This is a genomic window from Nocardioides sp. NPDC101246 (genome assembly GCF_044767415.1).
In the GTDB taxonomy this organism is placed as follows: domain Bacteria; phylum Actinomycetota; class Actinomycetes; order Propionibacteriales; family Nocardioidaceae; genus Nocardioides.
In genome coordinates this window covers 85,167-110,730 of sequence record NZ_JBIWNX010000014.1, presented here as the reverse complement: position 1 = coordinate 110,730, position 25,564 = coordinate 85,167, and the positions used below count along the sequence as shown (strand labels likewise).

The 25,564-nt window shown below is 67.5% G+C and carries 32 protein-coding genes; 19 read left to right on the top strand and 13 right to left on the bottom strand.

What is annotated here, in order from left to right:
• Positions 1-52: 52 nt before the first annotated feature.
• Genes ACIRON_RS23860 through ACIRON_RS23845 form a run of 4 tightly spaced genes read left to right on the top strand, consistent with a single transcriptional unit; the run spans position 53 to position 2,900 of the window.
• Positions 53-1,063: a saccharopine dehydrogenase family protein gene (locus ACIRON_RS23860; protein ID WP_402996123.1), complete on the top strand. Its 1,011-nt coding sequence runs from the start codon at positions 53-55 to the stop codon at positions 1,061-1,063.
• Positions 1,064-1,096: 33 nt separating this feature from the next.
• Positions 1,097-1,633, top strand: coding sequence for a hypothetical protein (locus tag ACIRON_RS23855; protein WP_402996121.1), 537 nt, complete (start codon positions 1,097-1,099; stop codon positions 1,631-1,633).
• Positions 1,634-1,690: 57 nt separating this feature from the next.
• Positions 1,691-2,233, top strand: coding sequence for an RNA polymerase sigma factor (locus tag ACIRON_RS23850; protein WP_402996119.1), 543 nt, complete (start codon positions 1,691-1,693; stop codon positions 2,231-2,233).
• Entirely contained in the window at positions 2,226-2,900 is a 675-nt protein-coding gene (locus tag ACIRON_RS23845; protein WP_402996117.1) for a zf-HC2 domain-containing protein, read from the top strand. Before ACIRON_RS23850 ends, ACIRON_RS23845 begins: the two co-directional genes overlap by 8 nt.
• Before the next feature lie 57 nt (positions 2,901-2,957).
• On the opposite strand, the gene ACIRON_RS23840 is transcribed toward ACIRON_RS23845, so the two are convergent.
• The 3 genes from ACIRON_RS23840 to ACIRON_RS23830 all read right to left on the bottom strand — a co-directional run bounded on the left by ACIRON_RS23840 (position 2,958) and on the right by ACIRON_RS23830 (position 5,314).
• Positions 2,958-3,590: a hypothetical protein gene (locus ACIRON_RS23840; RefSeq protein ID WP_402996115.1), complete on the bottom strand. Its 633-nt coding sequence runs from the start codon at positions 3,588-3,590 to the stop codon at positions 2,958-2,960.
• Between the two features lie 70 nt (positions 3,591-3,660).
• The gene (locus tag ACIRON_RS23835; RefSeq protein WP_402996113.1) at positions 3,661-4,554 is read right to left on the bottom strand and encodes a phosphotransferase enzyme family protein; all 894 of its coding nucleotides are present in this window, start codon (positions 4,552-4,554) and stop codon (positions 3,661-3,663) included.
• A 94-nt stretch (positions 4,555-4,648) separates the two neighbouring features.
• The gene (locus ACIRON_RS23830) at positions 4,649-5,314 is read right to left on the bottom strand and encodes a TetR/AcrR family transcriptional regulator (protein ID WP_402996111.1); all 666 of its coding nucleotides are present in this window, start codon (positions 5,312-5,314) and stop codon (positions 4,649-4,651) included.
• A 301-nt stretch (positions 5,315-5,615) separates the two neighbouring features.
• Here ACIRON_RS23830 and ACIRON_RS23825 point away from each other — a divergent pair, with 301 nt between their 5' ends.
• Positions 5,616-7,121: a hypothetical protein gene (locus ACIRON_RS23825; protein ID WP_402996109.1), complete on the top strand. Its 1,506-nt coding sequence runs from the start codon at positions 5,616-5,618 to the stop codon at positions 7,119-7,121.
• Here ACIRON_RS23825 and ACIRON_RS23820 read toward each other — a convergent pair.
• Both ACIRON_RS23820 and ACIRON_RS23815 read right to left on the bottom strand, forming a co-directional pair.
• The gene (locus ACIRON_RS23820; protein WP_402996107.1) at positions 7,109-7,681 is read right to left on the bottom strand and encodes an NUDIX hydrolase; all 573 of its coding nucleotides are present in this window, start codon (positions 7,679-7,681) and stop codon (positions 7,109-7,111) included. The genes ACIRON_RS23825 and ACIRON_RS23820 overlap by 13 nt on opposite strands.
• A 10-nt stretch (positions 7,682-7,691) precedes the next feature.
• Positions 7,692-8,348, bottom strand: a complete 657-nt coding sequence (locus ACIRON_RS23815; RefSeq protein ID WP_402996105.1) for an HAD family hydrolase — start codon at positions 8,346-8,348, stop codon at positions 7,692-7,694.
• A 101-nt stretch (positions 8,349-8,449) separates the two neighbouring features.
• On the opposite strand from ACIRON_RS23815, the gene ACIRON_RS23810 reads away from it, so the two are divergent.
• Positions 8,450-8,740 (top strand): hypothetical protein, encoded by a 291-nt coding sequence (locus ACIRON_RS23810; protein ID WP_402996103.1) that lies wholly within the window; start codon positions 8,450-8,452, stop codon positions 8,738-8,740.
• Positions 8,741-8,869: 129 nt separating this feature from the next.
• Here ACIRON_RS23810 and ACIRON_RS23805 read toward each other — a convergent pair whose 3' ends face one another.
• Positions 8,870-9,685 carry a PIN domain-containing protein gene (locus tag ACIRON_RS23805; protein ID WP_402996101.1) on the bottom strand — a complete coding sequence of 272 codons (816 nt, stop codon included), beginning with the start codon at positions 9,683-9,685 and terminating at the stop codon, positions 8,870-8,872.
• 95 nt (positions 9,686-9,780) lie between these two features.
• Here ACIRON_RS23805 and ACIRON_RS23800 point away from each other — a divergent pair, with 95 nt between their 5' ends.
• From ACIRON_RS23800 to ACIRON_RS23790, 3 genes are all read left to right on the top strand, one after another.
• The gene (locus ACIRON_RS23800; protein ID WP_402996099.1) at positions 9,781-10,161 is read left to right on the top strand and encodes a hypothetical protein; all 381 of its coding nucleotides are present in this window, start codon (positions 9,781-9,783) and stop codon (positions 10,159-10,161) included.
• A gap of 241 nt (positions 10,162-10,402) precedes the next feature.
• Positions 10,403-10,906 carry a DUF6932 family protein gene (locus tag ACIRON_RS23795; protein ID WP_402996097.1) on the top strand — a complete coding sequence of 168 codons (504 nt, stop codon included), beginning with the start codon at positions 10,403-10,405 and terminating at the stop codon, positions 10,904-10,906.
• On the top strand, positions 10,903-11,835 hold the full coding sequence (locus ACIRON_RS23790; RefSeq protein WP_402996095.1) for a hypothetical protein: 933 nt from the start codon (positions 10,903-10,905) through the stop codon (positions 11,833-11,835). The genes ACIRON_RS23795 and ACIRON_RS23790 overlap by 4 nt, the downstream gene beginning before the upstream one ends.
• A 215-nt stretch (positions 11,836-12,050) precedes the next feature.
• On the opposite strand, the gene ACIRON_RS23785 is transcribed toward ACIRON_RS23790, so the two are convergent.
• Positions 12,051-12,629, bottom strand: a complete 579-nt coding sequence (locus ACIRON_RS23785; RefSeq protein ID WP_402996093.1) for a carboxymuconolactone decarboxylase family protein — start codon at positions 12,627-12,629, stop codon at positions 12,051-12,053.
• A gap of 262 nt (positions 12,630-12,891) precedes the next feature.
• Between ACIRON_RS23785 and ACIRON_RS23780 the strand changes: the two genes are divergently transcribed.
• On the top strand, positions 12,892-13,302 hold the full coding sequence (locus tag ACIRON_RS23780) for a hypothetical protein (protein ID WP_402996091.1): 411 nt from the start codon (positions 12,892-12,894) through the stop codon (positions 13,300-13,302).
• A gap of 155 nt (positions 13,303-13,457) precedes the next feature.
• Positions 13,458-14,132 (top strand): pentapeptide repeat-containing protein, encoded by a 675-nt coding sequence (locus ACIRON_RS23775; RefSeq protein WP_402996089.1) that lies wholly within the window; start codon positions 13,458-13,460, stop codon positions 14,130-14,132.
• 106 nt (positions 14,133-14,238) lie between these two features.
• Here ACIRON_RS23775 and ACIRON_RS23770 read toward each other — a convergent pair whose 3' ends face one another.
• Positions 14,239-15,123 (bottom strand): NAD(P)-dependent oxidoreductase, encoded by an 885-nt coding sequence (locus ACIRON_RS23770; RefSeq protein WP_402996087.1) that lies wholly within the window; start codon positions 15,121-15,123, stop codon positions 14,239-14,241.
• Between the two features lie 86 nt (positions 15,124-15,209).
• Here ACIRON_RS23770 and ACIRON_RS23765 point away from each other — a divergent pair, with 86 nt between their 5' ends.
• Positions 15,210-15,593 (top strand): winged helix-turn-helix transcriptional regulator, encoded by a 384-nt coding sequence (locus ACIRON_RS23765; RefSeq protein ID WP_402996086.1) that lies wholly within the window; start codon positions 15,210-15,212, stop codon positions 15,591-15,593.
• Positions 15,594-15,598: 5 nt separating this feature from the next.
• On the opposite strand, the gene ACIRON_RS23760 is transcribed toward ACIRON_RS23765, so the two are convergent.
• Positions 15,599-16,453 carry a helix-turn-helix transcriptional regulator gene (locus ACIRON_RS23760; protein WP_402996084.1) on the bottom strand — a complete coding sequence of 285 codons (855 nt, stop codon included), beginning with the start codon at positions 16,451-16,453 and terminating at the stop codon, positions 15,599-15,601.
• 143 nt (positions 16,454-16,596) lie between these two features.
• Here ACIRON_RS23760 and ACIRON_RS23755 point away from each other — a divergent pair, with 143 nt between their 5' ends.
• The gene (locus tag ACIRON_RS23755) at positions 16,597-17,292 is read left to right on the top strand and encodes an SDR family NAD(P)-dependent oxidoreductase (protein ID WP_402996082.1); all 696 of its coding nucleotides are present in this window, start codon (positions 16,597-16,599) and stop codon (positions 17,290-17,292) included.
• A gap of 4 nt (positions 17,293-17,296) precedes the next feature.
• On the opposite strand, the gene ACIRON_RS23750 is transcribed toward ACIRON_RS23755, so the two are convergent.
• Both ACIRON_RS23750 and ACIRON_RS23745 read right to left on the bottom strand, forming a co-directional pair.
• Complete coding sequence (locus ACIRON_RS23750) at positions 17,297-17,656, bottom strand: VOC family protein (RefSeq protein WP_402996080.1); 360 nt, start codon at positions 17,654-17,656, stop codon at positions 17,297-17,299.
• Positions 17,653-18,471: a MerR family transcriptional regulator gene (locus tag ACIRON_RS23745; protein ID WP_402996078.1), complete on the bottom strand. Its 819-nt coding sequence runs from the start codon at positions 18,469-18,471 to the stop codon at positions 17,653-17,655. Before ACIRON_RS23745 ends, ACIRON_RS23750 begins: the two co-directional genes overlap by 4 nt.
• A gap of 144 nt (positions 18,472-18,615) precedes the next feature.
• Between ACIRON_RS23745 and ACIRON_RS23740 the strand changes: the two genes are divergently transcribed.
• Positions 18,616-20,085 carry a peptide MFS transporter gene (locus tag ACIRON_RS23740; protein ID WP_402996076.1) on the top strand — a complete coding sequence of 490 codons (1,470 nt, stop codon included), beginning with the start codon at positions 18,616-18,618 and terminating at the stop codon, positions 20,083-20,085.
• A gap of 107 nt (positions 20,086-20,192) precedes the next feature.
• On the opposite strand, the gene ACIRON_RS23735 is transcribed toward ACIRON_RS23740, so the two are convergent.
• Complete coding sequence (locus ACIRON_RS23735; RefSeq protein ID WP_402996074.1) at positions 20,193-21,695, bottom strand: LPXTG cell wall anchor domain-containing protein; 1,503 nt, start codon at positions 21,693-21,695, stop codon at positions 20,193-20,195.
• Positions 21,696-22,118: 423 nt separating this feature from the next.
• Here ACIRON_RS23735 and ACIRON_RS23730 point away from each other — a divergent pair, with 423 nt between their 5' ends.
• Together ACIRON_RS23730 and ACIRON_RS23725 are read left to right on the top strand one after the other, a co-directional pair.
• Positions 22,119-22,604 (top strand): GtrA family protein, encoded by a 486-nt coding sequence (locus tag ACIRON_RS23730; RefSeq protein ID WP_402996072.1) that lies wholly within the window; start codon positions 22,119-22,121, stop codon positions 22,602-22,604.
• Positions 22,605-22,628: 24 nt separating this feature from the next.
• A complete protein-coding gene (locus tag ACIRON_RS23725) occupies positions 22,629-23,126 on the top strand; it encodes a lecithin retinol acyltransferase family protein (RefSeq protein ID WP_402996070.1) in 498 nt (165 codons plus the stop codon).
• Between the two features lie 16 nt (positions 23,127-23,142).
• Here the strand turns inward: ACIRON_RS23725 and ACIRON_RS23720 are convergent, their stop codons facing one another.
• Positions 23,143-23,247: a hypothetical protein gene (locus ACIRON_RS23720; protein ID WP_402996068.1), complete on the bottom strand. Its 105-nt coding sequence runs from the start codon at positions 23,245-23,247 to the stop codon at positions 23,143-23,145.
• 65 nt (positions 23,248-23,312) lie between these two features.
• Between ACIRON_RS23720 and ACIRON_RS23715 the strand changes: the two genes are divergently transcribed.
• The 3 genes from ACIRON_RS23715 (at position 23,313) to ACIRON_RS23705 (ending at position 25,558) form a co-directional block, all read left to right on the top strand.
• Positions 23,313-23,774, top strand: a complete 462-nt coding sequence (locus tag ACIRON_RS23715; protein ID WP_402996066.1) for a helix-turn-helix domain-containing protein — start codon at positions 23,313-23,315, stop codon at positions 23,772-23,774.
• Between the two features lie 156 nt (positions 23,775-23,930).
• Positions 23,931-24,665: an SDR family oxidoreductase gene (locus ACIRON_RS23710; protein WP_402996064.1), complete on the top strand. Its 735-nt coding sequence runs from the start codon at positions 23,931-23,933 to the stop codon at positions 24,663-24,665.
• Positions 24,662-25,558, top strand: a complete 897-nt coding sequence (locus ACIRON_RS23705) for an SDR family oxidoreductase (protein WP_402996062.1) — start codon at positions 24,662-24,664, stop codon at positions 25,556-25,558. The genes ACIRON_RS23710 and ACIRON_RS23705 overlap by 4 nt, the downstream gene beginning before the upstream one ends.
• The last annotated feature ends 6 nt before the right edge of the window (positions 25,559-25,564 follow it).

The window sequence follows — 25,564 nt, the reverse complement described above, 5'->3', positions numbered from 1 at the left end:
CACGTCCTTTCGGACACTCGTGAGGCAGATCCTCGGGCCCGAGGATGGAGCCATGAACACAGCTGAGCGAGTCCTGGTCTATGGCGCCACCGGTCACACCGGGCGTTTCGTCGTCGATGAGCTGGTGCGCCGCGGGCTGACCCCGGTGCTCGCCGGCCGCAGCGCGGAGCGTCTCGCCGACGTACCGCCCCGCCATACCGGCCTGGAGAGTCGAGTCGTCGGCGTCGACGACCCCGAGCGGCTGCGGCAGGCGATCGAGGGCGTTGCCGCGGTCATCAACTGCGCCGGGCCCTTCCTCGACACCGCGCTCCCACTGGCCCGGGCCGCGGTCGAGTCCGGTGCCCACTATCTCGACGTCACCGCCGAGCAGCCGGTCGTACAGGCGCTCTATCGAGAGCTGGACACCCGAGCCCGAGAGATGGACGTCTCCGTGGTCCCGGCGATGGCGTTCTACGGTGGCCTCGCCGACCTGCTCGTGACCGCCGTCCTCGGCGGCTCGTCGGCCGACGAGGTCGAGGTCGCCATCGGGTTGGACCGCTGGTGGCCGACCGCCGGCACCCGGATCACCGGAGCCCGCAACACCGCGACTCGCCTGGTCATCCGCGAGGGCTCCCTGGCCCCGCTGCCCAGCCCCGCGCCGACCGGCGCCTGGACCTACCCGGAGCCGCTGGGCGAGCAGTCGGTGGTGGAGCTGCCGTTCTCCGAGGTGATCACCATCGACAACCACCTCGACGTCCGTGAGCTCCGCTCCTACCTCAACAGCGCTCCGCTCGCTGAGCTCCGCGACGAGGCGACACCGGAGCCGACCGCAAGCGACGAGTCAGGACGCTCGGCCCAGCGGTTCGCCGTGGACGTCCGCGTACGTCAGGGCGCCGACGTCAAGCGGATCACCGCGACCGGCCGCGACATCTACGCCGTCACCGCGCCGATCGTGGTCGAGGGCGCCGTCCGGCTCCTCGACGGCCGTCGCCGTCGTGCTGGCGCCGGCGCACCGGGGGAGATCTTCGACGCCGCCGACGTGCTCGACGCGCTCGAGCGCGACCACGAGTTTCGGGTTGGATGAATCCCGTGGGGCGGGCCGGCCCGTATACCTGGCATGAGACCTTCGACTTCGCACCTGGCAACGGCCGTCGTCGCGGCGGCCGCCACAGCACTTCTCGCCGCGGGCTGCGGCAGCGACGACGGCGGTGAGGGATCTGACGCCGGCGGTGGGGGATCGGCACTCGTCGCGTCGGCCGAGGTCGACGGAACCGGCGTGCTCACCGATGCCGACGGACACACGCTCTACACCGCCGAGGTCGAGAAGGACGGGAAGATCCACTGCGTCGACGCCTGCGCGGACTTCTGGAAGCCTGTCGTCGCGACGGATGCCGACGTCGACGCGGCGAACTCCGCGCTGGGTGACGACTTCGCGACGGTGGAACGCCCCGACGGAAAGTCCCAGCTGACCCACGAACGCCTGCCGCTGTACACCTTCGCCGAGGAGGGCGCCGGGGAGCTCAAGGGTGACGGCTTCACCGATGACTTCCAGGGCACCCAGTTCGTGTGGGCGGCAGCGCGGACCGACGGGTCCTCGACCCCCTCGAAGTCGTCCACGCCGGACGACAACGGCGGTGGTGGCTATGGCTACTGACGGCGTACGGTTTCTTCGTATGACTCCCCGTCGTCCGACCGGATCCTAGGACCAACGGTGGCCGTGTCGGACGAGTCGCTGCTGGCCGCGATGGCCAGCGGCGACCAGGACGCGGCGGCGGCCTTCGTCCGCCGCCATCAGGCTCGCGTCTACGGCCTCGCCCTCACGATCGTCCAGCAGCCCGCCCTCGCCGAGGACGTTGCCCAGGACACCTTCGTCAAGGCGTGGCGACACGCTGCCACGTACGACCCTCGACGCGGGGGTGCCTCCACCTGGCTGTTGACCATCACCCGGAACGCGGCGATCGATGCCATCCGCTACCGTCACGACGATCCGATGGACCCGGACCTGCTGGTGGCTCTTCTGACCGTACGAGACGAGAGTGACTCGAGCGATGACCCGGACACCGCCCTCGCGCTGCGGCAGGCGCTGGCGGAGCTCCCCTCCGAGATGGCCGCTCCGATCGTGCTGATGACGTACTTCGGGCTGACCGCGCGGGAGATCGCCACCCGCGACGACATACCGGCCGGAACGGTGAAGACCCGCGTACGCCGAGGCCTGCAGAAGCTGCGGGAACGAATGGGGGTGCGCGATGCCTGACTCCGAGCGCTGCCGGGAGGTGCGAGAGCTGATCCCGGAGCTGGCGATGGGGGTGGCGTCCGGCGAGTCGCGGGCTCGTGGGCTGGCACACCTCGCCGACTGCGCGAGCTGCCGACGCGAGCTCGAGGAGGTCTCGGGCACCGTCGACGCCCTGCTGCTCCTCGTACCCGAGCGCGAACCGCCCGCCGGTTTCGACGTCAGAGTCCTGGCGGCGCTCGATCAGCGAGCCCCCCGGCACAGGCTCCGCACCGGCCTCCTCGTCGCCGCCGCGATGGTCCTGGTCGCGACCCTAGCCGCCGGCCTCACCTGGTGGCGCGGCGCCGACGACCGCGACGTCGCCGCCGACTACCGCAGCGTGCTCTCCACCGCCGACGGCAGCTACCTCCGCGCCGCGGACCTCCATCTCGACGGCGCCAGCGCCGGAACCGTCTTCGCCTACCAAGGACGGCCATCGTGGCTGTTCATGTCCGTCGAAGACGCCCCGAACGGCACCTACCACGTACGCCTCATCGGCACCGACGGCCGCACCCAGTGGCTCGGCACATGCACCGTCCGAGACGGCACCGGCGCCTGGGGTACGTCCGTCGACCTCCCCATCCGATCCGTCGACCGGGTCGAGATGTTCGGCACCCAGCTCCCGACCATGGTCGCGAACCTCCGCGGTTGAGAGGCCGTTCAGAAGGCGGCCCACACCCAGGGTCGGAGTTCCACGATTCTCACCGAGTCATTCCACAACGATTTCGTGGGCCGCCCGAGCCAGGGCCTCGGCGATCGTTGCGCGTACGCTCCGCACGCTCACCGATTCAGCCAGGGCCTCAAATACTTCGTCGTGGAAGACGAAGAAGTAGTGATTGAGCCGCTGGTGCCATCCACGTCGGTGATTGGCATGCACCGAATTGATGCGCTCCTCCTCGCTGATCCAGGGCGAGTTGTGAACGAGGTGGGGTCGGTACGCCTCGAGTCCCCGGTTGTCCAGAGGATGGCCGCGCAGCACCTCGTCGTTCGGCCCGCCGAACCGCGTGGAGTAGCAACCCTCGAAGGTGAATTCGATCAACGTGGCAGGGCTGGTGTCAGCCGGAGTCACAACCGTGGCGTACGTGCCATCCCACTGCGGGTCTTCGACGTAGGCATAACAGATCAGAACTACCTTGGACCTGTTCGAGACGAGGTGCGGTAGCGGCGCTCCGGCATCCCAATCGACTCCAAGGTCAATGGGCTCCGCCCAGGGCTCGCGTCTCGCGGCAGCGAGTCGTCGTTCCGCTCGCTGAAGGGCTGTCCAAGCTTCCTGGTCCGTGTAGTCCGAGGCCTCGAGCTCAGTGCGCGCGGCTTCAACGGCGCGTTCCAGATCACCCGTCACCTGGGCATTGTGGCAGCCGTGCGCTTGGACCGTCCCTTCGTCTGCACTGCCTCCTGATCGTTCGCTCCCGTCAGAATGCAGACCACTTCCAGGGTCGGGGGATCTCGCCGCGTAGGCAGGCGAGTCGATGGGAGACCTCGGCCGCCGCGGCAGGGCTGGTCGCCGCCTTCTCCGCGACGTACGCGGTCCAGCGCAGCTCTTGCAGGTCGGCGAGTGTTCGAAACCAGGGAGCGTCGCGTACGTCGTAGCCGCCGTAGGCGCTGACGAATGCCCCGTAGTCGTCGCTGCTGATGCGGCCGAAGTCCTCGTGGTCGACGGCAAGCGGGATCAAGTCCCAGGTGGGGTGTCCGATCGAGACGTTGTCGAAGTCGAGGAGGATCGGTGAGCCGCCGTCAGGGACGATCAGGTTGCCCTGCCAAGCGTCGCCGTGCACGACATGGCGGGCCTGGTGCACCTCGGTGGTTGCCAAGTCCGCGCTCATCCTGGCGAGGCGGTCTCGGAGCCAGTCGCGGTCGGAGGTGGGCAACGCTCCTGCTGATGCGATGCGCTGGGCGACGTGACCGACCACGTCGAGTCTCGGCAGGTCGAAGCTGGTTGGCGCCGGGAGGTCGTGGAGCCTACGAAGCACCGCCCCCAGCTCGGCAGGCGTGGCGTGACGATGCGCCGGGATGGGTGTCCACCAGGTCATCGGGCGGCCGTCGACGAGGACCAGGTCCAAACCAGCGATCGGAAGGTTCGTCTCGATGCCATGGGCGGACATCCAGGTCGCGACCTTCACCTGCCGCTCGGCTCCTCGTGCGGTTCCTGGGCGGCCGACGCGGGCCACGACCCCCGCCTTCGTGAGCAGGTAGACGGCGTTGGTGCCGTTCCGCAGTAGACGAGCGTCAGCTGAGTCCAGCCCCGCTTGCGATGCAGCACTCCGCACAACATCGAGCTCGTCGTTACTTGTCGGTGCGTCTGTCATCGGGACCTCTTCGCGGGTTCGTGTGGTGCACACCAAGTGACTCGGCGAACGTCGGGTCCTAGCATCGCCTGCTCGATACGCAGGCGCGCGGCGTCTACGCACCTCGTGCGAGCAACGAGGTCTTCTCCTGGAGAGCTGACGCGCGGTCAGTCGCACCTTCCACCTCGGTCTGCGCACAGCCGCACAGCCGCAGACAGCCGGCCGCGATCTCCATGGCGTGGGTGCTGTCGACGACGTGGCCGTCGGCGCGCAGCGTGATCACGCCTTCGACCTGTTGGATCAGCATCGAGCCAAGTGCCGGGGGAGGAGCGGTCACCCCGTGACGGGCGGCAAGGCGGGACCCGAGATCCGCGTACGCCTCGGTGAGCTCGCCGTGGGCCTCTCGGAAGCTCGCGTAGTCGAGGTTGGTGGCGGAGACGACGTCAGGCAGTTGGTAGAGAACCCCGATGTTGTGCGGCACCCGCGCGAGTGTCTCGATGTCGACGAGTGCAAGCAGGCACAGGGCGGTCTCGACCCGCTCCGGCGGAACCAGGGCCACGATCTCCTCGACCATCATCTGGGTCGGCCTCACCGTCGCGGCCAGCAGCGCTTCGAGGATCTCGTCCTTGCCCGCGAAGTGGTAGTAGAGCGATGCCTGTCGGATCCCGACTGCTTCGGCTATCTCGCGCGTCGAGGTCGCCGCGAACCCCTTGCTGGTGAACAGGCGCGCGGCGGCCTCCAGGACCTGTTCGCGCGGGGTGCCTACGCCGTTGTCCGGCATGTGTCGTGGTCGGCCTGGCCGGACCCTGCTGAGCGATGACATCCGAGTCTCTCTGTCGCTTCCTCATGTTGCTGGAATCCGGGCGGACAGGGGCTTCGACGGCCATCCGTCCGCCCGGATGAGTCGAGTCTTGGCTCGGATCGGGCCGAAAGACCCTGTTGTCCCCGGAACCTTCCGCAGGATCTTCCAGGCCCTGGAAGATCTGCCTTCCGCCAATTCGCAGGCCCCCCGACGGGGCTGAACCCGGGTAGCCTCCAACCGGAAGCCCGTAGGGGTGGTGGCCGGCGCTCGGGAGGTGGACATGGCTGCGCGAAGCGCGAAGGCATCACGGGATCAGATGCGTGATGAGTTGCTCGCCGCCGGACTCTCGGTGCCGGCGGTGGCTGCTGGGATGGCGGACCGGTTTGGGCTGCGGCCGCGCCTCGCGTGGCGCTACGCGCTGGACTGGCCGCAATGGCGTCTGGCCCAGGAGTTCCGCGTCGCCAACCCCGGCCTCGCGGTTACCGAGAGTCGGATCTCCGAATGGGAGAACTGGCCCTATGGCGGCACCAAGCCCACACCCGAGGCGCTCGCCGGTCTCGCGGTCGCCTTTGGTCACGGCTGTGTTCCTGCGGACCTGGTCGACGCCCTGGACCTCACCCACTTGTCCAGGGCGGAGCAGGCTCTCTTCACCCGACCCGCGGCGTCGACGACATCGCCCGCCTTGGTCGGGCAATCCGCGAACGGTCTCGACTTTCATCCTGACTGGGCCTTGAGCTTGGGAGAGGCGATGACGATGTGGCAGCAAGACGTGAACCGTCGTGACTTCCTCCTGGAAGCAGGCTTCAGCGCCTCGGCGTACACGATCCCAGCGTTCAGATGGCTCACCGCCCCGCCAGCCGCAGACCCAGTCGGCACAGGCGTCCGAGTCGTCGGAACCCCGGATGTCGAGCTCGTGCACCAGATGCTGCGAGCCTTCCGCGAGGTGGACAACAGGTTCGGTGGCGGCCAGGTCCGTGACGCCGTCGTACGTTTCCTCAGTACCGACGTCGCTGCCTTGCTCCAAGGACGCTACGACCGTGCGGTGGGCAGTCGCCTCCTCTCTGTCGCCGCCCAAGTGATACAGCTTGCGGCGTGGACCTCCTATGACATCGGCCGGCACGCGACGGCGCAGCGCTATCTCACCCAGGCGCTTCGGATGGCGGCTGCCGCAGACGACCGTCCGCTCGGCGCGGAGATCCTCGCGGCCATGAGTCATCAAGCGGCCTACCTCCGCCACGGAATGGAAGCGGTCGATCTTGCTCGTGCTGCCGAACGCGCCGCCACCGATTCGGGTATCGGAGCGCTCGCTGCGGAGGCAGCGGTCTTGGAGGCGCAGGGACATGCCGTTCTCGGTGACCAGGCGGCGAGCGCCGTCGCTCTCGACCGTGCCGAGCGTGCCTTCGACAAGGCAGAGAACACCGCCACTCCCCAGTGGCTGGGCTACTTCGACCAGTCGTACCTGGCGGCGAAGTTCGGCCAATGCTTCACAGCGCTCGGCCGAGGAGACCTCGCGCTACCGTTCGCCCAACGTTCGTTGGACATGGACGGCTCGTACGCCAGGGGCCGCCAGTTCAACCTGGCGCTCCTGGCCCGCGCTCATCACCAGACCGGCGAGGTCGAGCAAGCCGCAACGATCGCCGTCGACGCCGCCAAGGCAGCGGTCGAGCTGAAGTCAGAGCGGTCGCGCGACTACCTGCGCGACCTCGCCAGCAGGCTCGCACCTCATGCGGGGCTGCCGGCGGTGCAGGAGTTCATGTCGCTCCTGTCGCCTGCTCAGGCGTCCTGACCCCGAAGCTTGCCTTCAGCGCGAGCCAGCAGCAGCTTGTACAACGGCGCGACCGAGCCAGCCCCGATGATCTTGCCCTCGGCGATCAGGCCTTCGATCTCGTCCAGCGGGATCCAGCGGACCGTGTCGGTCTCGTTGACGTCGGGAGCGGCGCCGGTGTCCGTGGCTCCTCGAGCGAGGTAGATGATGTTCGGCTGGTCGACGGTGCCGACCAGCGGCTGGAACTCCAAGAACTTCTCGATCGTGCGTGGCCTCCAGCCGGTCTCTTCCTCGGCCTCCCGCAGAGCAGCGACGTGCAGCTCTTCGCCATCATCGAGGTAGCCGCCTGGCAGCTCCCACACCCATTGGTCCTGAATGAACCGATGCCGCCACATCATCAGCACGCGCTCGGAGTCATCGACCATGAGCACCAGCACCGCTGCGGGAATCCGCATCACCCACTGATCGAAGAGGGTCCCATCAGGAAGCTCCACACTCGCCCGGCTGAGCACCATCTTGAGCTTGTCGTCGACGATCTTCTCGTCATGGATGATCCACTGGGTCGCGCTGCGCTCGGCCATGGTGATCAACCTAGCGGCCGTCCAGTCCACTCTCGTTGAGGGCTTCGATCCACTTGGGAAGTTCGGTGAGTGAGGAGATCCGGAGCGTCGCGATGTCGTCTGCCGCCGGGTCGTGTTCCTGGATCACACCCCACGGACCCCGGCGGATCAACGCCGTCGCCATCCCGGACTCGGCCGCCGGCCGGACGTCGTTGTCCAGCCGGTCCCCGACGTAGAGGATCTCGTTGGCCGCGTACGGGGCCGCATCGATGACATGCTCGAAGAACCCCAGATCCGGCTTACTTACACCCCAGTCGTCGGAGGTTGCGACCATGTCCACCGGAAAGTCCAGCGCCCGCAGGATCCGCCCCGCGCTCACCGTCTGGTTCCCGGCTAGTCCCAACCACAACCCGTCCTCGCGCAGCGCTTTCAAAGCAGGACGTACGTCGGGATAGACGTCATCCTCCCCAAACCGCTCCGCCTGCCCGGCCTCCTCCCGCTTCCGTCGCTCCTCAGTCAGATCGAACCCCGGCTGGAACACCTGGAACGCCTCGCGATAGTCCATCCCACGAGCGATCACCGCCCCGAACACCGCCGAGAACGTATGCCGCGGCACCCCCAGCCAGTCCGCCCAAGTCCCGTACTCGCGGGTCTCGTCAACCAGGCACTCGCCGACGTCAAACACCACAGCCCGAATCATGGATTGGGATGCTTCCACACGACATGCGTCATACGCGGCGGAAGGACGCACCTTGGGAGCACGCCACGCCCTTCTGCAAGCATTCGCGTATGGAGTCCACACTTGACAGCGTCTGGGTCTTCCACGGGGAAGGCGCACGGTTCGTGAGCGGAGTGTTCGCTTCCGAGGCGGACGGTCTGGCATGGGTCGAACGCCATCAGCTCACGGGAGTCCTCACCGAATACCCGCTCGGTGTGGGGGCCTATGACGACGCGATCGCCCGTGGTCTTTTCAAGCCGAGCCGTGAGCACCACGGCACCCCAAGGCACATTGCTCAGTTCTCACCGGGGCGAACGAAGCACATCCACTTGGTCGACGGGCACCCCGGAGACGGGTTATGACCTCGGGCCCGTTTGCTCTCCGGAGGTCCGCGTCGTCATGCAGCGGACAGGCGCATCGCTGGCGGCGGAATGACAGTGGTGCTGAATGTGCCGCTCAAAACCCCAAGTAGGCCGTTCGGCCCAGTCGACCTAGTCGGAGCCGCGCTCCTCGACCGGCGAAGGCTTGACGACAGCGACGCCATCAGCACGGGCCCGCAGCATCATGCTGGTGTCGAAGGTGACCAGGGTGACCTGTCGGGAAGCTTCAATGCCCAGAGCGATAGTTCGATCAATAAGCTCGCGATCGGGGTCAGGCATGCGCGTGTGCCGGGGCGGATCCAGAAGCAGATGCATGCTGGCATGCTCCGTGGACTTTCCCGGGGTCAAGGTGGCTGTCCATCGAGGGTCGGCGAACGACTCCTCCAGCGTGCGGAGCGTCTGGCGCGCGCGTGCACGAATCGGCTCACGGTCGCGTTTCCGCTTGTCGAGCTCGTCGACGACAAGTATCGGGATAACCACCCGGACCATGCTGTCTGAAGCGATCCCCTGCCAGTTGATCTTCTCCAGCGGCAGCTTGTGGTGAAGGAGCACGTTCGTGTCTGGAACCAGGATGCTCCCGCGACGCTGCTGCCATTGGCGCCGAACCGCTCGAAGATCGTCCAGCGCATCCTGTAGCGCTTGACGGCGCTCGTCGATCTCGGTGTTCACCAGCGTGTAGAGCGCTTCGTTCGCCGCAGGGTCGACTCCGCAGAGCACCCAGTGCCGCTGGGTTAGCACGAGGAACGCGACGTCATCAGACGAGACAACGCTACGCAGGCGGTTTGCTGCCTGCGTGGCCCATTGCAGGTACTGGGTGAGTTGCTCGTACTTGTTTCCAGTCCCAAGCGTGCTTAATCGGTTCAACTGGTCTGTCAATGCGTCGACGGTGGCGTCCGCTGAGACGCCAGGGAGCATGGCTAAAGGCACCGGCGCATCCTACGAGAGTCAGCACTGTCTGGTTGTGGTCGTCACGGCAGTAAGACACATGCGTCTCAAGTTCCGAGCCACTATCCTCGTCATCCATGATGGGTGACATCGCCAGCATCGCGACCGCGGTCGGAGTTTTCATTGCGATGTACCAGTTGTTCCTTAGCCGTCAACAAGCACAGGCGGTCTTCGAACAGACATTCGTCAGCCGCTTCTGGGGCATCGAGGACGACCGACTCCGGGCGACGGAGAGCGAGGACGTGAACAGGCGCCGCTACCTCCGCCTGTGCGAGGACCAGTACGAACATGCCCGTCTCGGGCAGTTGTCCAAGCGCACCTGGGACATCTGGCACGAGGGAATCCAGGCAGGGGTTGGAGACGACCTTGCACACGCCGGAGAGTGGACGCAGCGGTGCGCGCGTATGGGCATCCATTCGGGCGGGGATTGCCCGGTGGTTGAGCGATACCTCAAGTGACCCGGTCGCGATGCATCCACAGGCGGCGAATGGGCTAGACCGTGCTGACACCGATTCGTGAAGCCGAGCCCAGAGCTTGTCGGGCTCGACCCGCCGGAGGCCGCGTGGACGACGAGCAGATGCCACCCCTGTGCCCGGCGACAGCATGTCCGGACCCACCGCAATCTCGAGAATCTGCCGCGATGCCCGTCGCTCTCGGGCAGGATGGCACCTTCGAGGTCCACAGGGGAGAGGCTGGGCGTTGATACCTGATCTAATTGATGCTGGGCAGAAGGACCTGCTGCTTCCTGTAGGAATCCACCAAGCGACGCTTGCGGAAGTCGAGGCGGCTCTAGTCCAGACGCAACCGACTTACCAACGCAGAGTTGAACTGTGGGGCCTATTTAACCAGTTCCTGACGCTCGTTAAGGGCTATGTCCCGGTTGATCACGTGTTCCTTGACGGCAGTTTTGTGACCTCGCGGCCAGCCCCGAAGGACACCGACGTCAGCATCTGGGTCGACGCCGAAGGGATCGACGCGCTGACTCCGGCCCAGCAGCAGGCATTCGGACTCCTCTGGAGCCAGCGGATGAGTCGCTTCCACTGCGATGCTTACCTAGTGACGCCATGTGCTCCAGCACACCCCGAGCACAAGACATACCTACACTGGAAGAACGCAACGGAGACCTCTTGGCCTGCGTACAAGAACCGGGCAAAGTTGATCGTTGCAGGGGTCACAAAGGGCTATATCGAGGTGATGACATGACAGACGATCACCTAGATCTGGTCAGGCAGCAGATGGAAGCGGAGCTTGCTGGCTTGACGGGTTTGCTCGACGACTCCGGAGAACCCCAAGGATTCCTGGGTAAGTTGCTGCGCGCGCAGGCTGAGGACCGGATTTCCGTGCTGGGTGCTGAGTTGGAGGGCTTGGAGTCGGAGGCGTTCGAGCTTACCTTCGCTGAGAAGGGCGCGCTCTACAGACACAGCCTCCCGACGTCAGTTCTAGCAAACCTCTTGAACCGGTTCCAGAAGGCCGTGACTTATGCCGGATGGGCCCGCCTTGCGGGCCCCGGGGTGTTCGGAGACCCGCCCGCGTTGGTGGCGCGCTCGTTCGAGACTGAGGTCAATGCCTTCAAGCCGGGGTCCTTTGCTGTGGAGCTCGCACCACATGAGGCTGCCCTCGAGCACACTGATTTGGTCGGCACGCTGTCGGACTTTCTGCTGTTGGCCGACGCGGGCGTGTCCGAAGTCAATCCGAGGCCGCCAGATGAGGTCATCGAACTCGTGCAGAACCTGGGTGTGGAGGCGACGAAACGGTTCGCCCATTTCTTTGCCAAGGTGCATGAGGCTCACCTAGAGGTTCGGTTCGAGTGGTTGTTACGGCCTGAGGCGGCCGTGGCGCTCCAGCCGGAGCAGGCGCTTGCATTGTCCAAGTGGCTGAAGGACGTCGACGAGGAGTTCGACACTGTCACCGTGAGCGGCACTCTCACAGCGGCTGACGCGAACGAATCACGCTTCGCGATCACCGATGACCTCGGCGAGATCCACAGCGGCAAGGCAGCGCCGGAGCTCTTGTCTCATGCTGTGATCGAAGACCGCTACGTAGCCACCATGCGCGTCACTACATACACATCGACGCTTACTGGCAATGTAATCCAGCGGGCAGTGCTGGAGACGCTAATGCTCGCGTCGTAGGAGCCTGGAACACGACCCTTCGGTAGCGTCCAGCAATGTGGCCAAAAGAATCACGGCGCCGGAGTCTGCGCAGATCCTGGGCGCAGGTCTCGGCCGCGCTGAAGACGGTATATCAGAGCGAGCTGGCCATCGCGATGGCTTGACCTCTGCTCAGCGGGCGACCGCCATACGGCCGCGTCATAGTGGGCGGAAACGGGGCGGTTGGTCGTCCCGTGTCACCCAGGGCTACGCCCCCAGGTGATGGCCGCCAGTACGTCCGGATCGAGCGCTTCCCTGAGCGGCAGGTCTGGACCGGCGCCGAGGGCGCTGTTGATGCTGGAGAAGGCCGTGCGCAGCGCGGCGTAGATGGTCAGAGCCACGATCTGGGGCTCCTTGAACCCTGCGTCGCGCAGGCGCTGAACGTCGCGCGGCGTGCTGCTTCCGGGGGAGCGGGCGACGGTGCGGGCCCAAGCGGCCAGCGCTTGTTCGCGTGCGCTGAACGGCTCGTCGTCTGCGGTCAGCGCGGCGATAGCGGTCTGCGGGTCTGCACAGTCGGTCAGTCGTTTGCCCCACGCGACAGCGCAGTAGGCGTCACCGACGACCGCTGCCTGTGCGATCACGATCACGGCCTTGTCGCGCAGCGTCAGCCCCGCAGCATCGGCCGTGGCATCGAACAGTCTCGTGAGCTGTTCTCTCGCCTCGGGCTGGTGTGCCCATACCCGGGTGAGGTCCCAAACGTAGCCGTCGTCGGCGAGGTCTTCGGCGTACAGCTTCTCCTGCCCGGGGCTCGGCGCAGGATCCTCCAAGAAGGTCACGCGTCCAGCACATCGGTGGTCCGTTCACCTCGTGCCGTTTGGGTGCTGCACGTCCCTTGCGTTGGGGATGGATTCCAGCCGCAGCCACACCAGCGACCTGCTGGGCTTGGATGACGCCGTCGGGATCGCACCTGCGTACCTGGGCCCTCTTGCGGCGGCAGCGCCCAAGATCATGCCGGCTCTTCATATTCGAGTGGCATCTGCCCGGGGGCGTACGTGACGATGACTGTTCTGGGCCCAGTCTGATCGAAGGAGGTGCGACATGAGTCGAACCTCCTTCGTGAGCAGGCTTCGGGATCAGGTCATTCGGCCGCTCGTTCACAGTGCGCTGACGGAGGATGAGATCCCCGAGATCACCCTCGCTGTCGTGGTCGGCACGGAGTTCGACAGCTCGTTCCGGGAGCCGTGGGAGCTGCGGTGGACGTACCCCGAGGATGGGGACGAGTACGTGTGGGCGCACGTCACGTATCGGCCCACGAATGAGGGTGGCACGTGGAGGTTGGGGCGCTCGGAGGATCTGCATGATCCGTCTGTGTTGATCGATGCGCTCCAGCAGTTGGGCTGGGATGTCGAGGACTGGGTGTGTGAGACGACGTTCGGATGGGGCGAGGAGCGCCATGCCCGGCGTGTGCAGCTCGGAGATCTGCCTGAGTGGCTGATCGCCGGGTCTTGACGGCCTCACCGCAGATGGAGCAGTTCCCGGATGTCCTTCTCCGCGAACTCGACCTCGTCGGGCTCCCCAACCGCTTCGACGACCGGCCGACCTGGGACAACTGGAAGAAGAGATAGATGCGGACGCTGACTCGCCCGCACATAGGGTGAAGGCCCATGGAGACGTTCACGATCCGCGATACACGCGTAACGTTGCCGGCCCTCGACGAGCGTGATCTGCAGGCGGTGTCCACCCTCGAGACGGCCGATGATCCGATCACCTACTTCTCCTTCCGCGATCAGGCCCTTCGTCTCCTGGAGGTCGTCGACTCGCGCCTCCACGACGGACTGATTCAGAAGGTAGCTACTGAGCGGACGCACATCGCCGGTGTGCGCCTGTCATCGGTCGAGTTCGCCGACTGCGAACTGGACTCACTCGCAATCGCCGACAGCAGACTCTCGCGCGTCAGGTTCAGCAACTGCCGACTCCTGGGCGCCAGATTCAGCGAGGTGACCATGGAGGACGTCGTGTTCGAGCGGTGCCGCCTCGACTATGCGACCTTCACGCATGTGGTCGCGAAGGGCGCCGTCGCGTTCGTAGGGTGCTCGCTGGCGGAGGCCGAGTTCGACGGCAGCGACCTGAGCCGAGCTGCTTTCACCGAGAACAGGCTGACACAGACCAGGTTCGGGCCGGGCACCTACCGCGGCACGGACCTTCGCGGGAACGACCTTCCTGCGATCTCCGGGGTGGTCAACCTACGCCAGGCGCTCCTGGATAGGCACCAGCTGGCTGACCTCACCGGTGCACTGGCTCACGACCTCGACCTCACTTTCACGGACGACCTGGAGTAGACGGCTTCGGCGGACTCACGAAGTGGTCGAAGGCTCGACCAAACGCGATGCGATCGCCGCCGACGTGATCGGCTGGCTCACGGCTCATTCCTGACGACCGCTCACCTCAGACGTACGGGCGGATGGCGTCGATGATGCGGGACCAGTTCTCGGCGCCGTACCCACGCGAGCGGGCCCAGGTGTAGTGGGCCTGGACGGCGCGGGGGAGGTCGGCGTCGATGCCGGCGGCCTCGCTGGCCTCGACGAGGTGGTCGGCGGTGGCGCCCATCATGGTGACGGTGCTCAGGTGGCCGGGGTGGCGGCCGGCCTCGAGCTGGGCGCCGAGGTCCTCGCCGGCGGCGAGCATGGGCGGGATGCCGGCGAGGGTCTGCATGAGCTCCGGCAGAGCGGCGGAGGGCTTGATGCCGCCGGTCTCGAGCAGGGCGACGGCGTGGAGGAGGGAGGAGAGGGAGGTCAGGAAGATGTCCAGGTTGGCCTGGTACATCAGCTGGGCGAGCCCGGGGTCCTCACCCAGGTAGCGGACGGCGCCGATCCGGGCGAGCACATCCTCGTGCCGCGATGCCACGTCGGCGGGGCCGCTGAGATAGACGTACGCATCGGGGGTCCCGACCATCGGGGCGGGGACCATCACGCCGCCGGTGAGGAAGTCGGCGCCGTGCGCGGCGACCCAAGCGGCACCTTCACGCGTCCCGTCGGGGGACTCGGAGCTGAGGTTGACGACGGTGCGGCCCTTCAGCTCCTCGGCGGCCGAGCCGAGCACGTCGTACATCGCCTGGTAGTCGGTCAGGCTGAGGACGATCAGGTCGCTGGCGGCGACGGCCTTCGCGGGGGAGTCGGCCAGCTGCGCGCCCGCGGCGACGACCTCCTCGGCGCGCGAGGCGGTGCGGTTCCATACGGTCACCGGATGGCCGGCGGCGAGCAGGCTGTGGACCATCGCCTGGCCCATGGGGCCGAGGCCGATGAGGGTGACGGGGGTGCGAGTTCGGTTCATGGCACCATCCTCACGACTCGCCTACGATTGCGGGAGTACCCACTATTTACTGGGGTACTTACCACAAGGTAAGTGAGGAGCAGTCCATGGCCAAGCCACCCCGAAACGGTCCCTACATCTGTGGCATCGACGCCGCGCTCGACGTGGTCAGCGGCAAGTGGAAGGGGCTGATCCTGTGGGAGCTCGACACCTATGACGTACGCCGCTTCGCCGAGCTCCGCCGTGGCCTGCCCGGCGTCAGCGAGAAGATGCTGACCCAGCACCTGCGCGAGATGGAGCAGGACGGGCTGGTGCACCGGGAGGTGTATGCCGAGGTGCCGCCGCGGGTGGAGTACTCGCTGACCGAGCACGGCCGCAGCCTCAACACCGCGCTCGGGCCGCTCGGCGCCTGGGGCATCGACCGCATCCTCCGCGAGCGGCCGGAGATGGTCGAGCACCGCGACGCGGAGATGCTGCCGCGGCCGCAGTAGCCGGGTCAGGCCTGCCGAGCCTCCGAGGCGACGGTCCGCGTCGGCAGCCCAGCGGAGGCCAGGAGAGCCAGCTTGTCGGCGTCGCTCGAACCCGCGTCGGGGTGGTAGACGACGAGCATCAGGTCGTCGGTGCCGCTGATCGCCAGCCGCTCCCGGTTGAGGGTGAGCTCGCCGACCTGCGGGTGGTTCATCTTGATCGGGGCGCCGGTCTGGGCGCGTACGTCATGGCGCGCCCACAGCTGCCGGAACCGTGCGCTGGCCAGGGAGAGCTCGCCGATGAGCTCGATGAACCGAGGGTCGTCGATGTCGGTGCCCACAGCCTGGCGCAGGTTGCCGACGAAGCATTCAGTCATCGACTCCCACTCCGGGTGGAACTCCTGCTGGCCCGGGTCGAGGAACTGGTCGCGCAGCTGGTTGCCGCCCGCCGCGAGCCGTGGCGAGAGCGCGCGGGCGAGATCGTTGGCGGCCAGGATGTCGAAGTAGCGCCCCTCGATGAAGGCGGGCTGGATCATCGAGTCGAGCAGCTTGAGCGTCCCGGGCGGGACGGTCTCCTTGCGGCGCCGCGGCCGCCGGCGGCGGGGAGCCTCGGTGACCAGCGACATCATGTGGGCGGTGTGGTCGTCGTCGAGCTGGAGCACGCGGGCGATCGACTCGAGCACCTGCGCCGACGGGTTGCGGTCTCGGCCGCGCTCCAAACGCAGGTAGTAGTCGGCGCTGATCCCGGCCAGCATGGCGACCTCCTCGCGGCGCAACCCGGGGACGCGACGTACGCCCACGGCCGGGATGCCGGCCGCCTCCGGCGTCACCAGCGCGCGCCTGGCCTGGAGGAATGCGCCCAACGGGTTCGTCGCCTCGCTCATGCCTCCAGCCTAGGTCGGCACCGAGCGGACAGCGGGGGTCCTGTCAGGCCCCGGTCTGATCAGGGCTCTGGGTGGTCGCGCTCAGCCGACCTAGCGTCGAAGACGGCCCGATCGGGCCGACCTACGAAAGGGAAGAGACGCACATGACCGTCGCACTCATCACCGGCGCCAACAAGGGCATCGGCTTCGAGACCGCCCGCCAGCTCACCGAGGCCGGCTACGACGTCTACCTCGGCGCGCGCGACGCCGAACGAGGGGAGAAGGCGGCCGCCGAGCTCGGTGCGCGCTTCGTCCAGCTCGATGTCACCGACGACGCCTCGGTCACCGCCGCGCTGGCGACCGTCGAGGCGGCCGAGGGCCGCCTGGACGTACTCGTCAACAACGCCGGCGTCCTCGTCGCCGACCCGCTCGACGGCCCGACCGCGCTGCGGGTCTTCGACATCAACGCGGTCGGGATCATCCGGGTCACCGAGGCCGCCCTGCCGCTGCTGCGCCGCTCAAAGAGCCCCCGCGTGGTCAACGTGTCCAGCAGCCTCGGCTCGTTCTGGGCCAACACCACCCCGGGCCGGGTCGAGCAGGAGATGTTCCTGCCGCTCTACGCCGCGTCCAAGTCCGCCGCGACGATGCTGACGGTCCAGTACGCCAAGGCGTACGACACGATCAGGTTCAACGCCGTCGAGCCCGGTCCCACGGCCACCGACATGACCGCAGGCTTCGGCATCGAGGACATCGCCGGGCCGCCGGCGGAGAGCGCGAGGATCGTCGTACGCCTCGCCACCTTGGACCTCGACGTCCCCACCGGGACGCTCCAGGACAAGGATGGCGCGCTCGCGTGGTAGCGGTTCAGTGAGCGCCGGCGACGCAGAACTCGTTGTCCTCGACGTCACGCAGCACGGTCCACTGGATGCCGAACTCGTCGTGCTCCGCGACGACCATCGCGCCGAGGCCGACCAAGCGCGCGACCTCCGCGGTGCGGTCGGGTGCGATGAGATCGGGGTGAGCACGGTTCTTCACCTGACGCGGCTCGGGCACCCGCGCGAAGAGCCAAGCCGGCACGCCCGGCGTGGGCTGCTTCAGGCCGATGGAGCTGAACTCGTCCGTGCTCCCCTCGTCGAGCGGACGATCGAGCGCCGCGCCCCAGAAGGTGGCGGTGCGAAGAGCGTCGGAGCAGTCGAAGGTGATGGCGCCGAGAGTCAGGGTCATGCGGGGTCCTTTCGAGGGGTGAGCGGCCAGACGATGTCGGTCTGGTAGGCCGACGGCAGGGCGCCGTCGGAGACGCTGATGACGTACGCCTCGCGGAGCGGGTCTCCGGTCGGGGTGCCGTGGTGCGCGACCCAGGAGCCGAGGAGGCTGTAGGTCTCGGGCAGGGTCTCGTAGCTGCCGGCGTGGGTGGCGACCGCGGCGGTGACCTGCGGCAGCCGCAGCAGCACGGTCCCGTCGGGAGCGACGTCCTCCCGAATCGGAAAGTACGCCGTGACCTGCTGCTCCGCGTCGTCGACGAAGTCGGCGTCATAGAGCGCCGAGGCCGGCCCGGTCATCTCGATCCGACCGGATCGGCACGCCTGCTCGAGTCGCTCGAACGCCGGCTCGAGGAAGTCGCCATAGGCGCCGTCGCGGACGATGCCGGTCACCGCGACCGCGTTCGTGGCGGGGAGGTCGACGAGGCGCGGCGGGGTCCGAGAGGCAGGGGGAGCGGCGTACAGATCCTCGACGATCTTCTCGACCTGTCGGGCGCGCTCGCGCATCCGATCGGCGTGCCGGGCGAGGGTTGCGGCGGTGACCTCGGGGTCGCGTGCGGCCAGGATCGCGGCGACCTCGGCGAGCGGCACCTCCAGGTCACGAAGCCGGCGGATGATGGTGGCGTCGGCCAGCTGCCCCGCGGCGTACCGACGGAAACCGGTCTCCGGGTCGACCGCCGCCGGGATGAGCAGCCCTTGGGCGTGGTAGGCGCGCAGCGTCTTGACGGAGAGGCTGGCGGCGCGCGAGAAGGTCCCGATCGACAGCAGCGGCTCGCTCATGCGATCCATCCTTGTGTCTCCCCCGGAGGGAGATACAAGGATCCAGCGGATCCGGCGTGGCAAACGCCACAACATCTATCCAAATCGACCTAAACGGGCGGTCTCGATTTGGGCAGGAGAAGGCCGCGGGGTGAACCTGAAGTAATGAGTCAACTGCACAGTGAGACCACCGCCGGCGATCCCGGCGAGCGGTCTTTCCTGGGCCAGCCGCGCGTCCTGGCCAACCTGTTCGGCGTCGAGCTGTGGGAGCGGTTCAGCTTCTACGGCATGCAGGGCATCCTGGCGATCTACCTCTACTACTCCGTGGCGGAGGGTGGTCTCGGGATCAGCGAGCCGGTCGCGCTCGGCATCGTCGGAGCCTACGGCGGCGCCGTCTACCTCTCGACCATCATCGCGGCCTGGATCGCCGACCGCCTGCTCGGCGCGGAGCGTACGCTCTTCGCCTCTGCCTGGCTGGTCGTCTTCGGCCACCTCGGGCTCGCCCTCATCCCCGGCATCGCCGGGGTCGGCGTCGGGCTGGTGCTGATCGCGCTCGGCTCGGGCGGCGTGAAGGCTAACGCCTCGTCCCTGGTCGGCACGCTGTACGCCCCCGACGACGAGCGTCGCGACGCCGGCTTCTCCCTCTTCTACCTGGGCATCAACCTGGGCGCCCTGGTCGGTCCGCTGCTGACCGGGCTGCTGCAGAAGCAGTGGGGCTTCCACGTCGGCTTCGGGCTGGCCGCGATCGGCATGATCTTCGGTCTGGTGCAGTACGCCATGGGCCGCAGCGCACTCCCGGAGACGAGCCGCGTCGTCCCCAACCCGCTGCCCGCCAACGAGCGTGGCCGCTGGATCGCCATCGCGGTCGCCACCGTGGCCGTGATCGTGGTGCTCTGCCTGACCGGTGTCATCACCGCGCCTCGACTGGCCAACATCGTGATCGGCATCGCCGCGGTCGCCGCGGTCGCACTCTTCGCCGTCATCCTGCTGAGCCGCCAGGTCACCACCATCGAGCGGAGCCGGGTGTGGGCGATGGTTCCGCTCTTCATCGCCTCCGCCGTCTTCTGGTCGCTCTACCAGCAGCAGTTCACCGTGATGGTGGTCTACTCCGACCAGCGCCTGGACCGAGACATCTTCGGCTGGGAGATGCCGGTCTCCTGGGTCAACTCGATCAACCCGGTCTTCATCATCCTGCTCTCCGGGGTCTTCGCGGCGCTGTGGACCAAGCTCGGCTCCCGTCAGCCGTCGACGCCGGTGAAGTTCGCGATCGGCACGATCCTGATGGGCATCGCGTTCTGGGTGTTCCTGCTGATGCCGAGCGGTGAGCACACGGTGCCGCTGATCGGCCTCGCATTCATCCTGCTGCTCTTCACCGTCGCCGAGCTGCTGCTCTCACCGGTCGGTCTCTCGCTGGCCACCAAGCTCGCCCCCGCGCGTTTCCGCACCCAGATGATGGCGCTGTTCTTCCTCTCCGTCGCCCTCGGCACCGCGATGTCCGGCCGCCTGGCGGAGTTCTACGACGTGAGCGATGACAGCGGCTTCTTCTGGTGGGTCGGGCTCGCCTCCGTCGTCGTCGGCGTCGTGCTGCTCATCGGCAACCGGCCCATCCGCCGGCTGATGGCCGGCGTGCACTGAGTCTCTGCGGCGTACGCGTCCGAGGTGGCGCCCCGGGCGAACGAAATTCGTTCGCCCGGGGCAGATCATGACCCCGCGCGTACGCGTCCACGGTCTCGACCAGTGGGTCAGGCGTTCTTCCGGCGGCGGGTGAGGAAGGCCCCGACGCCCCCGATACCGGCGAGCAGCCCGCCGACGGCGAGGAGCGCTCCGTTCGGACCGCCCGTGTTCGGCAGGTTCCCGGCAAGACCGGCATCGATCCGGGTCGGGACCTCGGAGTCAGCCTTGGTGCCGGCGTCCTTGACGACCTTGGTGCTGGCGTCCTTGACGACCGCCGCGCACTTCTCCGACTTGTCGGTCTTGGTCTCGTAGACAGCTGGGACGACGACCGTGACCGAAGAGGCAGGCGAGTCCACCACGGTGACATCCGAAGCCGGGCTGTCCTCCACGGTGCGGGTGTCGACCAGGTCCCAACCCTCAGGCTCGTCGGCGGTCCAGGATGCGTCGGCCAGGTTCGTGGTCGACTCACCGTCGTTGACGAAGTAGAGCGTGGCGTCGGGGTCGGTGTAGGCCTCCTTGGTGATCACGGTCTGCTCGTACTGCTCGCCGATCTGGGACAGGTGCAGCGGGTTGTCCTCGCCGTCCTGACCGTCCTCATCGGCCGGGGTGCCGGACGTGGTGGTCCAGGCGGTGAAGTGGTCCCACTGCCACGGGCCGAAGACGGCAGGAGTGGCCTCTTCGACCACGATGGTCTCGGTCCAGGCTTCCGTGTCGACGACGGTCTCGGTCCAGGCTTCTTGGTCCACGATGGTCTCGGTCCAGGCCTCTTTGTCGACGATCGTCTCGGTCCAGGCTTCCTTGTCCACGACGGTCTCGGTCCAGGCTTCTTGGTCCACGATGGTCTCGGTCCAGGCTTCCTTGTCCACGACCGTCTCGTCCCACGCCTCCTCGTCCACGACGGTGACGGTCTCGGTCAGGTCGCCCCCGGCGAAGCGGACCCAGCCCTTGTCGCCGTGCTCGTCCTCGCCGTTCCAGTCAGGCGTGGTCAGGTAGCGGACCTTGCCGGTCGTCTTCTGCCTGTAGGCGTAGCCACCGTCCTTGACGCGAGTCTCCTCATGGGTGACCGCCTCGTGGTGGACAACGTGCGTCTCGGCCGGGTGCACGACCGTGTGGGTCTCTGCCGGATGCTCGACCGTGTGGGTCTGAGCCGGGTGCTCGACCGTGTGGGTCTCGGCCGGGTGCACGACCGTGTGGGTCTCAGCCGGGTGCTCGACCGTGTGGGTCTGAGCCGGGTGCTCGATGGTGTCGGTCACCGCGTCGGTGCCGGGCGTGTAGGTCCGGGTGTAGACCGAGTTGCGGAACTGGGCCTCGGTGACAGCCTCGTGGCTCTCACCCCTGACCACCTTCGAGAAGCGGGACTCCTCGTGAGAAAGTGCGTCGGTGTGCTCCACGTGCGTGACCGCAGGCGTGACCTCGGTGGTCGTCTTCTCGTCGGCGACCTTGACCTGAGAGGTCACGGTGGTCGTCTTGCAGTCCTGCGCGGCCTGAGCCCCAGGGGCTGCCACGACCGTGGCGACCCCGGCAACGGCTACCGCCGCGAGGCCGATCTTCGTGGAGCTGTGCATGTTCATGGGTTGGTTCCTCCATGGGTTGTCGTGGTCTGTGCCTGTGGTGAGCAGGCAGGGCTGAGGTGCCCGAGACCGGCTGGGCGGACAGGGATTTCTGTCGCGGTCGGTCTGGGCTGATCTCGGGTGGATCGTGGGGACCTCTTGAAACCGAGGAGCAAGTGCGGCGCGTGGGCCGCCTCGGCGAGGCCTGTGAGAGGAGGATCTCCCGGCGCTGTCCCAGCGGGTTGCGGGACTTTCGTCACCTACTCAATATTGGGGTAGACAGGACTTTCTACCCTCGTGCGTTGCCCGATCGGCCGGGGATTTGGTCGGTGGTATCCGCCGTTGCCGATGGGACGCCGGACGGCAGGACCCCATTGGTCTGTGTCGGCGACTCTCGTAAAAAGAGAAGTCGGTCGGGCCCATTTCGTCGGTAGCATCGTAAAGGTGACCGTCGCATCGAGCTGGAGACATCGGGCGCTTCGGCTGCTCGGCGAGGTTGTTCGGTTCATGGTGGTGGGCGGCCTGGCGACCGTGGTGTCGTTCGTGGGTTTCAACGCGCTGGCGCACGGCCTGCTCCTCGGCACGGCTCCGCTGCGGAGCGCTCCGATCGTCGCGTATGTGGTGGCCAACATCGTCGCCGGAGTCGTGGCGTACGTCGGGACGCGGCTGTGGGCGTTCCGGGATCGTGACGCTCCTGATCAGGTGACCGGTGTGGTCAGGTTCTTCGTCCTGGGTGCGCTCACGATGGCCATTCCGGTCGTGTGCCTGTGGATCAGCCGCTACGTCCTGGGGCTGTCCAGCCCGCTCGCGGACAACGTCTCGGCCAACGTGATCGGGCTGGGGATCAGCACCGCGACGCGTTTCTGGGTGTTCCGGCGCTTCGTGTTCAACCAGCCCGTGGTTCGCGAGCCGTCCAGGCCTGCGGCATGAGAACCCGAGAAGGCAGGTGCTCCGGTGGCACGCGGTGACCACATCTACGCCCGCCGGGGTCGCTACTACACCCACCACGCCATAGACGCCGGTGACGGGACCGTCATCCACTACACGGGCACGGCGGCCACCGGTCGGCGTGTGGAGCGGACATCGCTCGAGTCCTTCGCCTGCGGCGGGCCCGTGTACGTCCGCACCTACCGCGGCCGACTACCGACCGAGGAGATCATCCGACGTGCGGAGTCTCGTCTCGGAATGCGCGGCTACCACCTGATCCGGAACAACTGCGAGCACTTCGCGACGTGGGCCTCGACCGGCTCGGCCGCAAGCCGACAGGTGCGCAGCTGGGCCGTGGCGGGGCCCGGGGCAGCCGCCTCGCTCGCCGTCGCCCAGGCTGCCGGGATCCACCTGATCGTCCTCGGAACCGTGAGCATGTGCGTCTATGCCCTGCGGGGCCTGCTGCACCGTCGCAGCGGGCCCCGGGCCCTGGTTCCGCTCGACATCGACGCCGACGCCGGCTGAGATGCGCTGCGGGGCCTCACCAGTTGTAGTCGAGGAACTTCCCGTCGAAGGTGACCACGACCCGGTCCCCGCCGGGGTCGGAACGACGAACGATGTCGACCTTGAAGTTGATCGCGCTCATGATGCCGTCGCCGAATTCCTCGTGGATCAGCTCCTTGAGCGCCGGGCGTGGACGGCCAGGGCCTCGTGGAACCTGTAGATCGCGGACGCCTGGTCCACCCGCGCCGTCGGCACCGCCGGGCCCGGCTGCTCTCCTTCGCCCACGCCGCCCACGTCTCCGGGTTAGCGCTCGACGAGGTCGAGGAGGTCGAGGAGGTCGACCTCACCACGTGCGACGCGCTCCGGGCGGCGGTGGGCCAGCGGGTGCGCGAGCGGTTCCGGGACCCGGAGTTCACCGCGGCCGCCCTCGCCGCAGAGCTCCACCTGTCCGTACGTTCGGTCCAGGCGCTGCTGGCCGAGGACGGTCGATCGCCGGCGGCCGAGATCCGCCGCGCCCGCCTCGAGTTCGCCGGCACACTGCTCGCCCGCGGCGCCGCTGTCTCCGATGCCTGCCGAGCGAGCGGCTTCAGCGAGCTCGGCACCTTCGGCCGTGCCTTCCGCCGCCAGTACGGCCAGGCGCCGAGCTCCTGGGCGCGAGCCGCAGGGTAGCCACGGCAGGCAGCGTCAGAGACCGACCCGCAACAGCTGACGGAGTCGGCGTCTGGTCTGTGACATCGCGCCATCCTGGTGATTCAGAAGATATGGACGGAACGTACATATTGTGATTATATGGACGAAGAGTTCACATCTAGTCCAGGAGGATCCATGTCCACCACATCCCGCACCGCCTTCGTCACCGGTGGATCCGGCGGCATCGGCAGCGCCGTCGTCGAACGGCTCGTCGCCGACGGCTTCGCTGTCGCCGTCCACTACGCCGGCAACCCGGCCCGGGCCGAGCAGCTCGTCGCCGACATCCGCGAGCAAGGAGGCCGGGCGATCGCCGTCGGCGGCGACGTCGCCGACGAGGTCGCGATGGCCGCCGCGTTCGACGCGATCGAGGCAGAGCTCGGCGGTGTCGACGTCGTGGTCAACACGGCCGGCATCATGCTGCTCTCGCCGATCGCCACGCTCGACCTCGATGCCCTCGACCGCATGCACCGCACCAACATCCGCGGCACCTTCGTCGTCTCCCAGCTCGCCGCCAACCGGCTGCGTGCCGGCGGTGCGCTGATCAACTTCTCCACCAGCGTGACCCGCACCCAGTTCCCGACGTACGGCGCCTATGTCGCCTCCAAGGCCGCCGTCGAGGCGATGACGATGGTGCTGGCCCGCGAGCTGCACGGCAAGGACATCACCGTCAACGCCGTCGCCCCCGGCCCGACCGCCACGCCGCTGTTCCTCGACGGCAAGGACGAGCAGACCATCGACAACCTCGCCAAGGCCGCCCCGCTCGAGCGGCTCGGCACCCCGGCCGACATCGCCGAGACCGTCGCCTTCCTCGCCGGTCCGGCGCGCTGGGTCAACGGCCAGGTGCTGTTCGTGAACGGAGGCCTCGCATGAGTGCCCGGGTCGTCCTCATCACGGGCGCGTCCAGCGGCTTCGGAGCGCTCACCGCGCGCGCCCTCGCCGACCTCGGCGACACGGTCGTGTACGCCGGGATGCGCGAGACCGCCGGCCGCAACGCCCCGCAGGTCGAGGCCGCGCAGACCTACGCCACCGAGCACAGCGTCGACCTGCGCGCGACCGAGCTCGATGTCAACGACCAGGCGTCCGTCGACGACGCCGTACGCCGCATCCTCGACGAGCACGGCCGCATCGACGTCCTGGTCCACAACGCCGGCCACATGGTCGTCGGCCCGGCCGAGGCGTTCACGCCGGAGCAGCTCGCCGAGCTGTACGACGTGAACGTCCTCTCCACCCAACGACTCAACCGGGCGGCGCTGCCGAGCATGCGCGAGCAGGGCGCCGGCCTGGTCCTGTGGGTCGGCAGCTCCAGCGTGAAGGGCGGCACCCCGCCCTACCTCGCGCCCTACTTCGCCGCCAAGGCCGGCATGGACGCGCTCGCGGTCTCCTATGCCGCCGAGCTGGCGCGCTGGGGCGTGGAGACCACGATCGTGGTGCCGGGCGCCTTCACCAGCGGCACCAACCACTTCGCCCATGCCGGGCACCCCGCCGACACCGCGGTCGTCGACGCCTACGAGACCAGGTATGCCGGTCTGATGGACCAGGTGGGCGCCGAGCTGGCAGCGCTCTTCCCTGAAGGCGCTCATGCCGGTCTGGTCTCCGAGGAGATCGCGCGCATCGTCGCGCTGCCCGCCGGCGAGCGGCCCTTCCGGGTGCACGTCGACCCGGCGGACGACGGCTCGGAGGAGGTCTCCGCGGTCGCCGACCGGGTCCGCGGAGAGTTTCTCGGCCGGGTCGGTCTGACGGACCTGCTCACGGTCGCGAGATGATGGGCG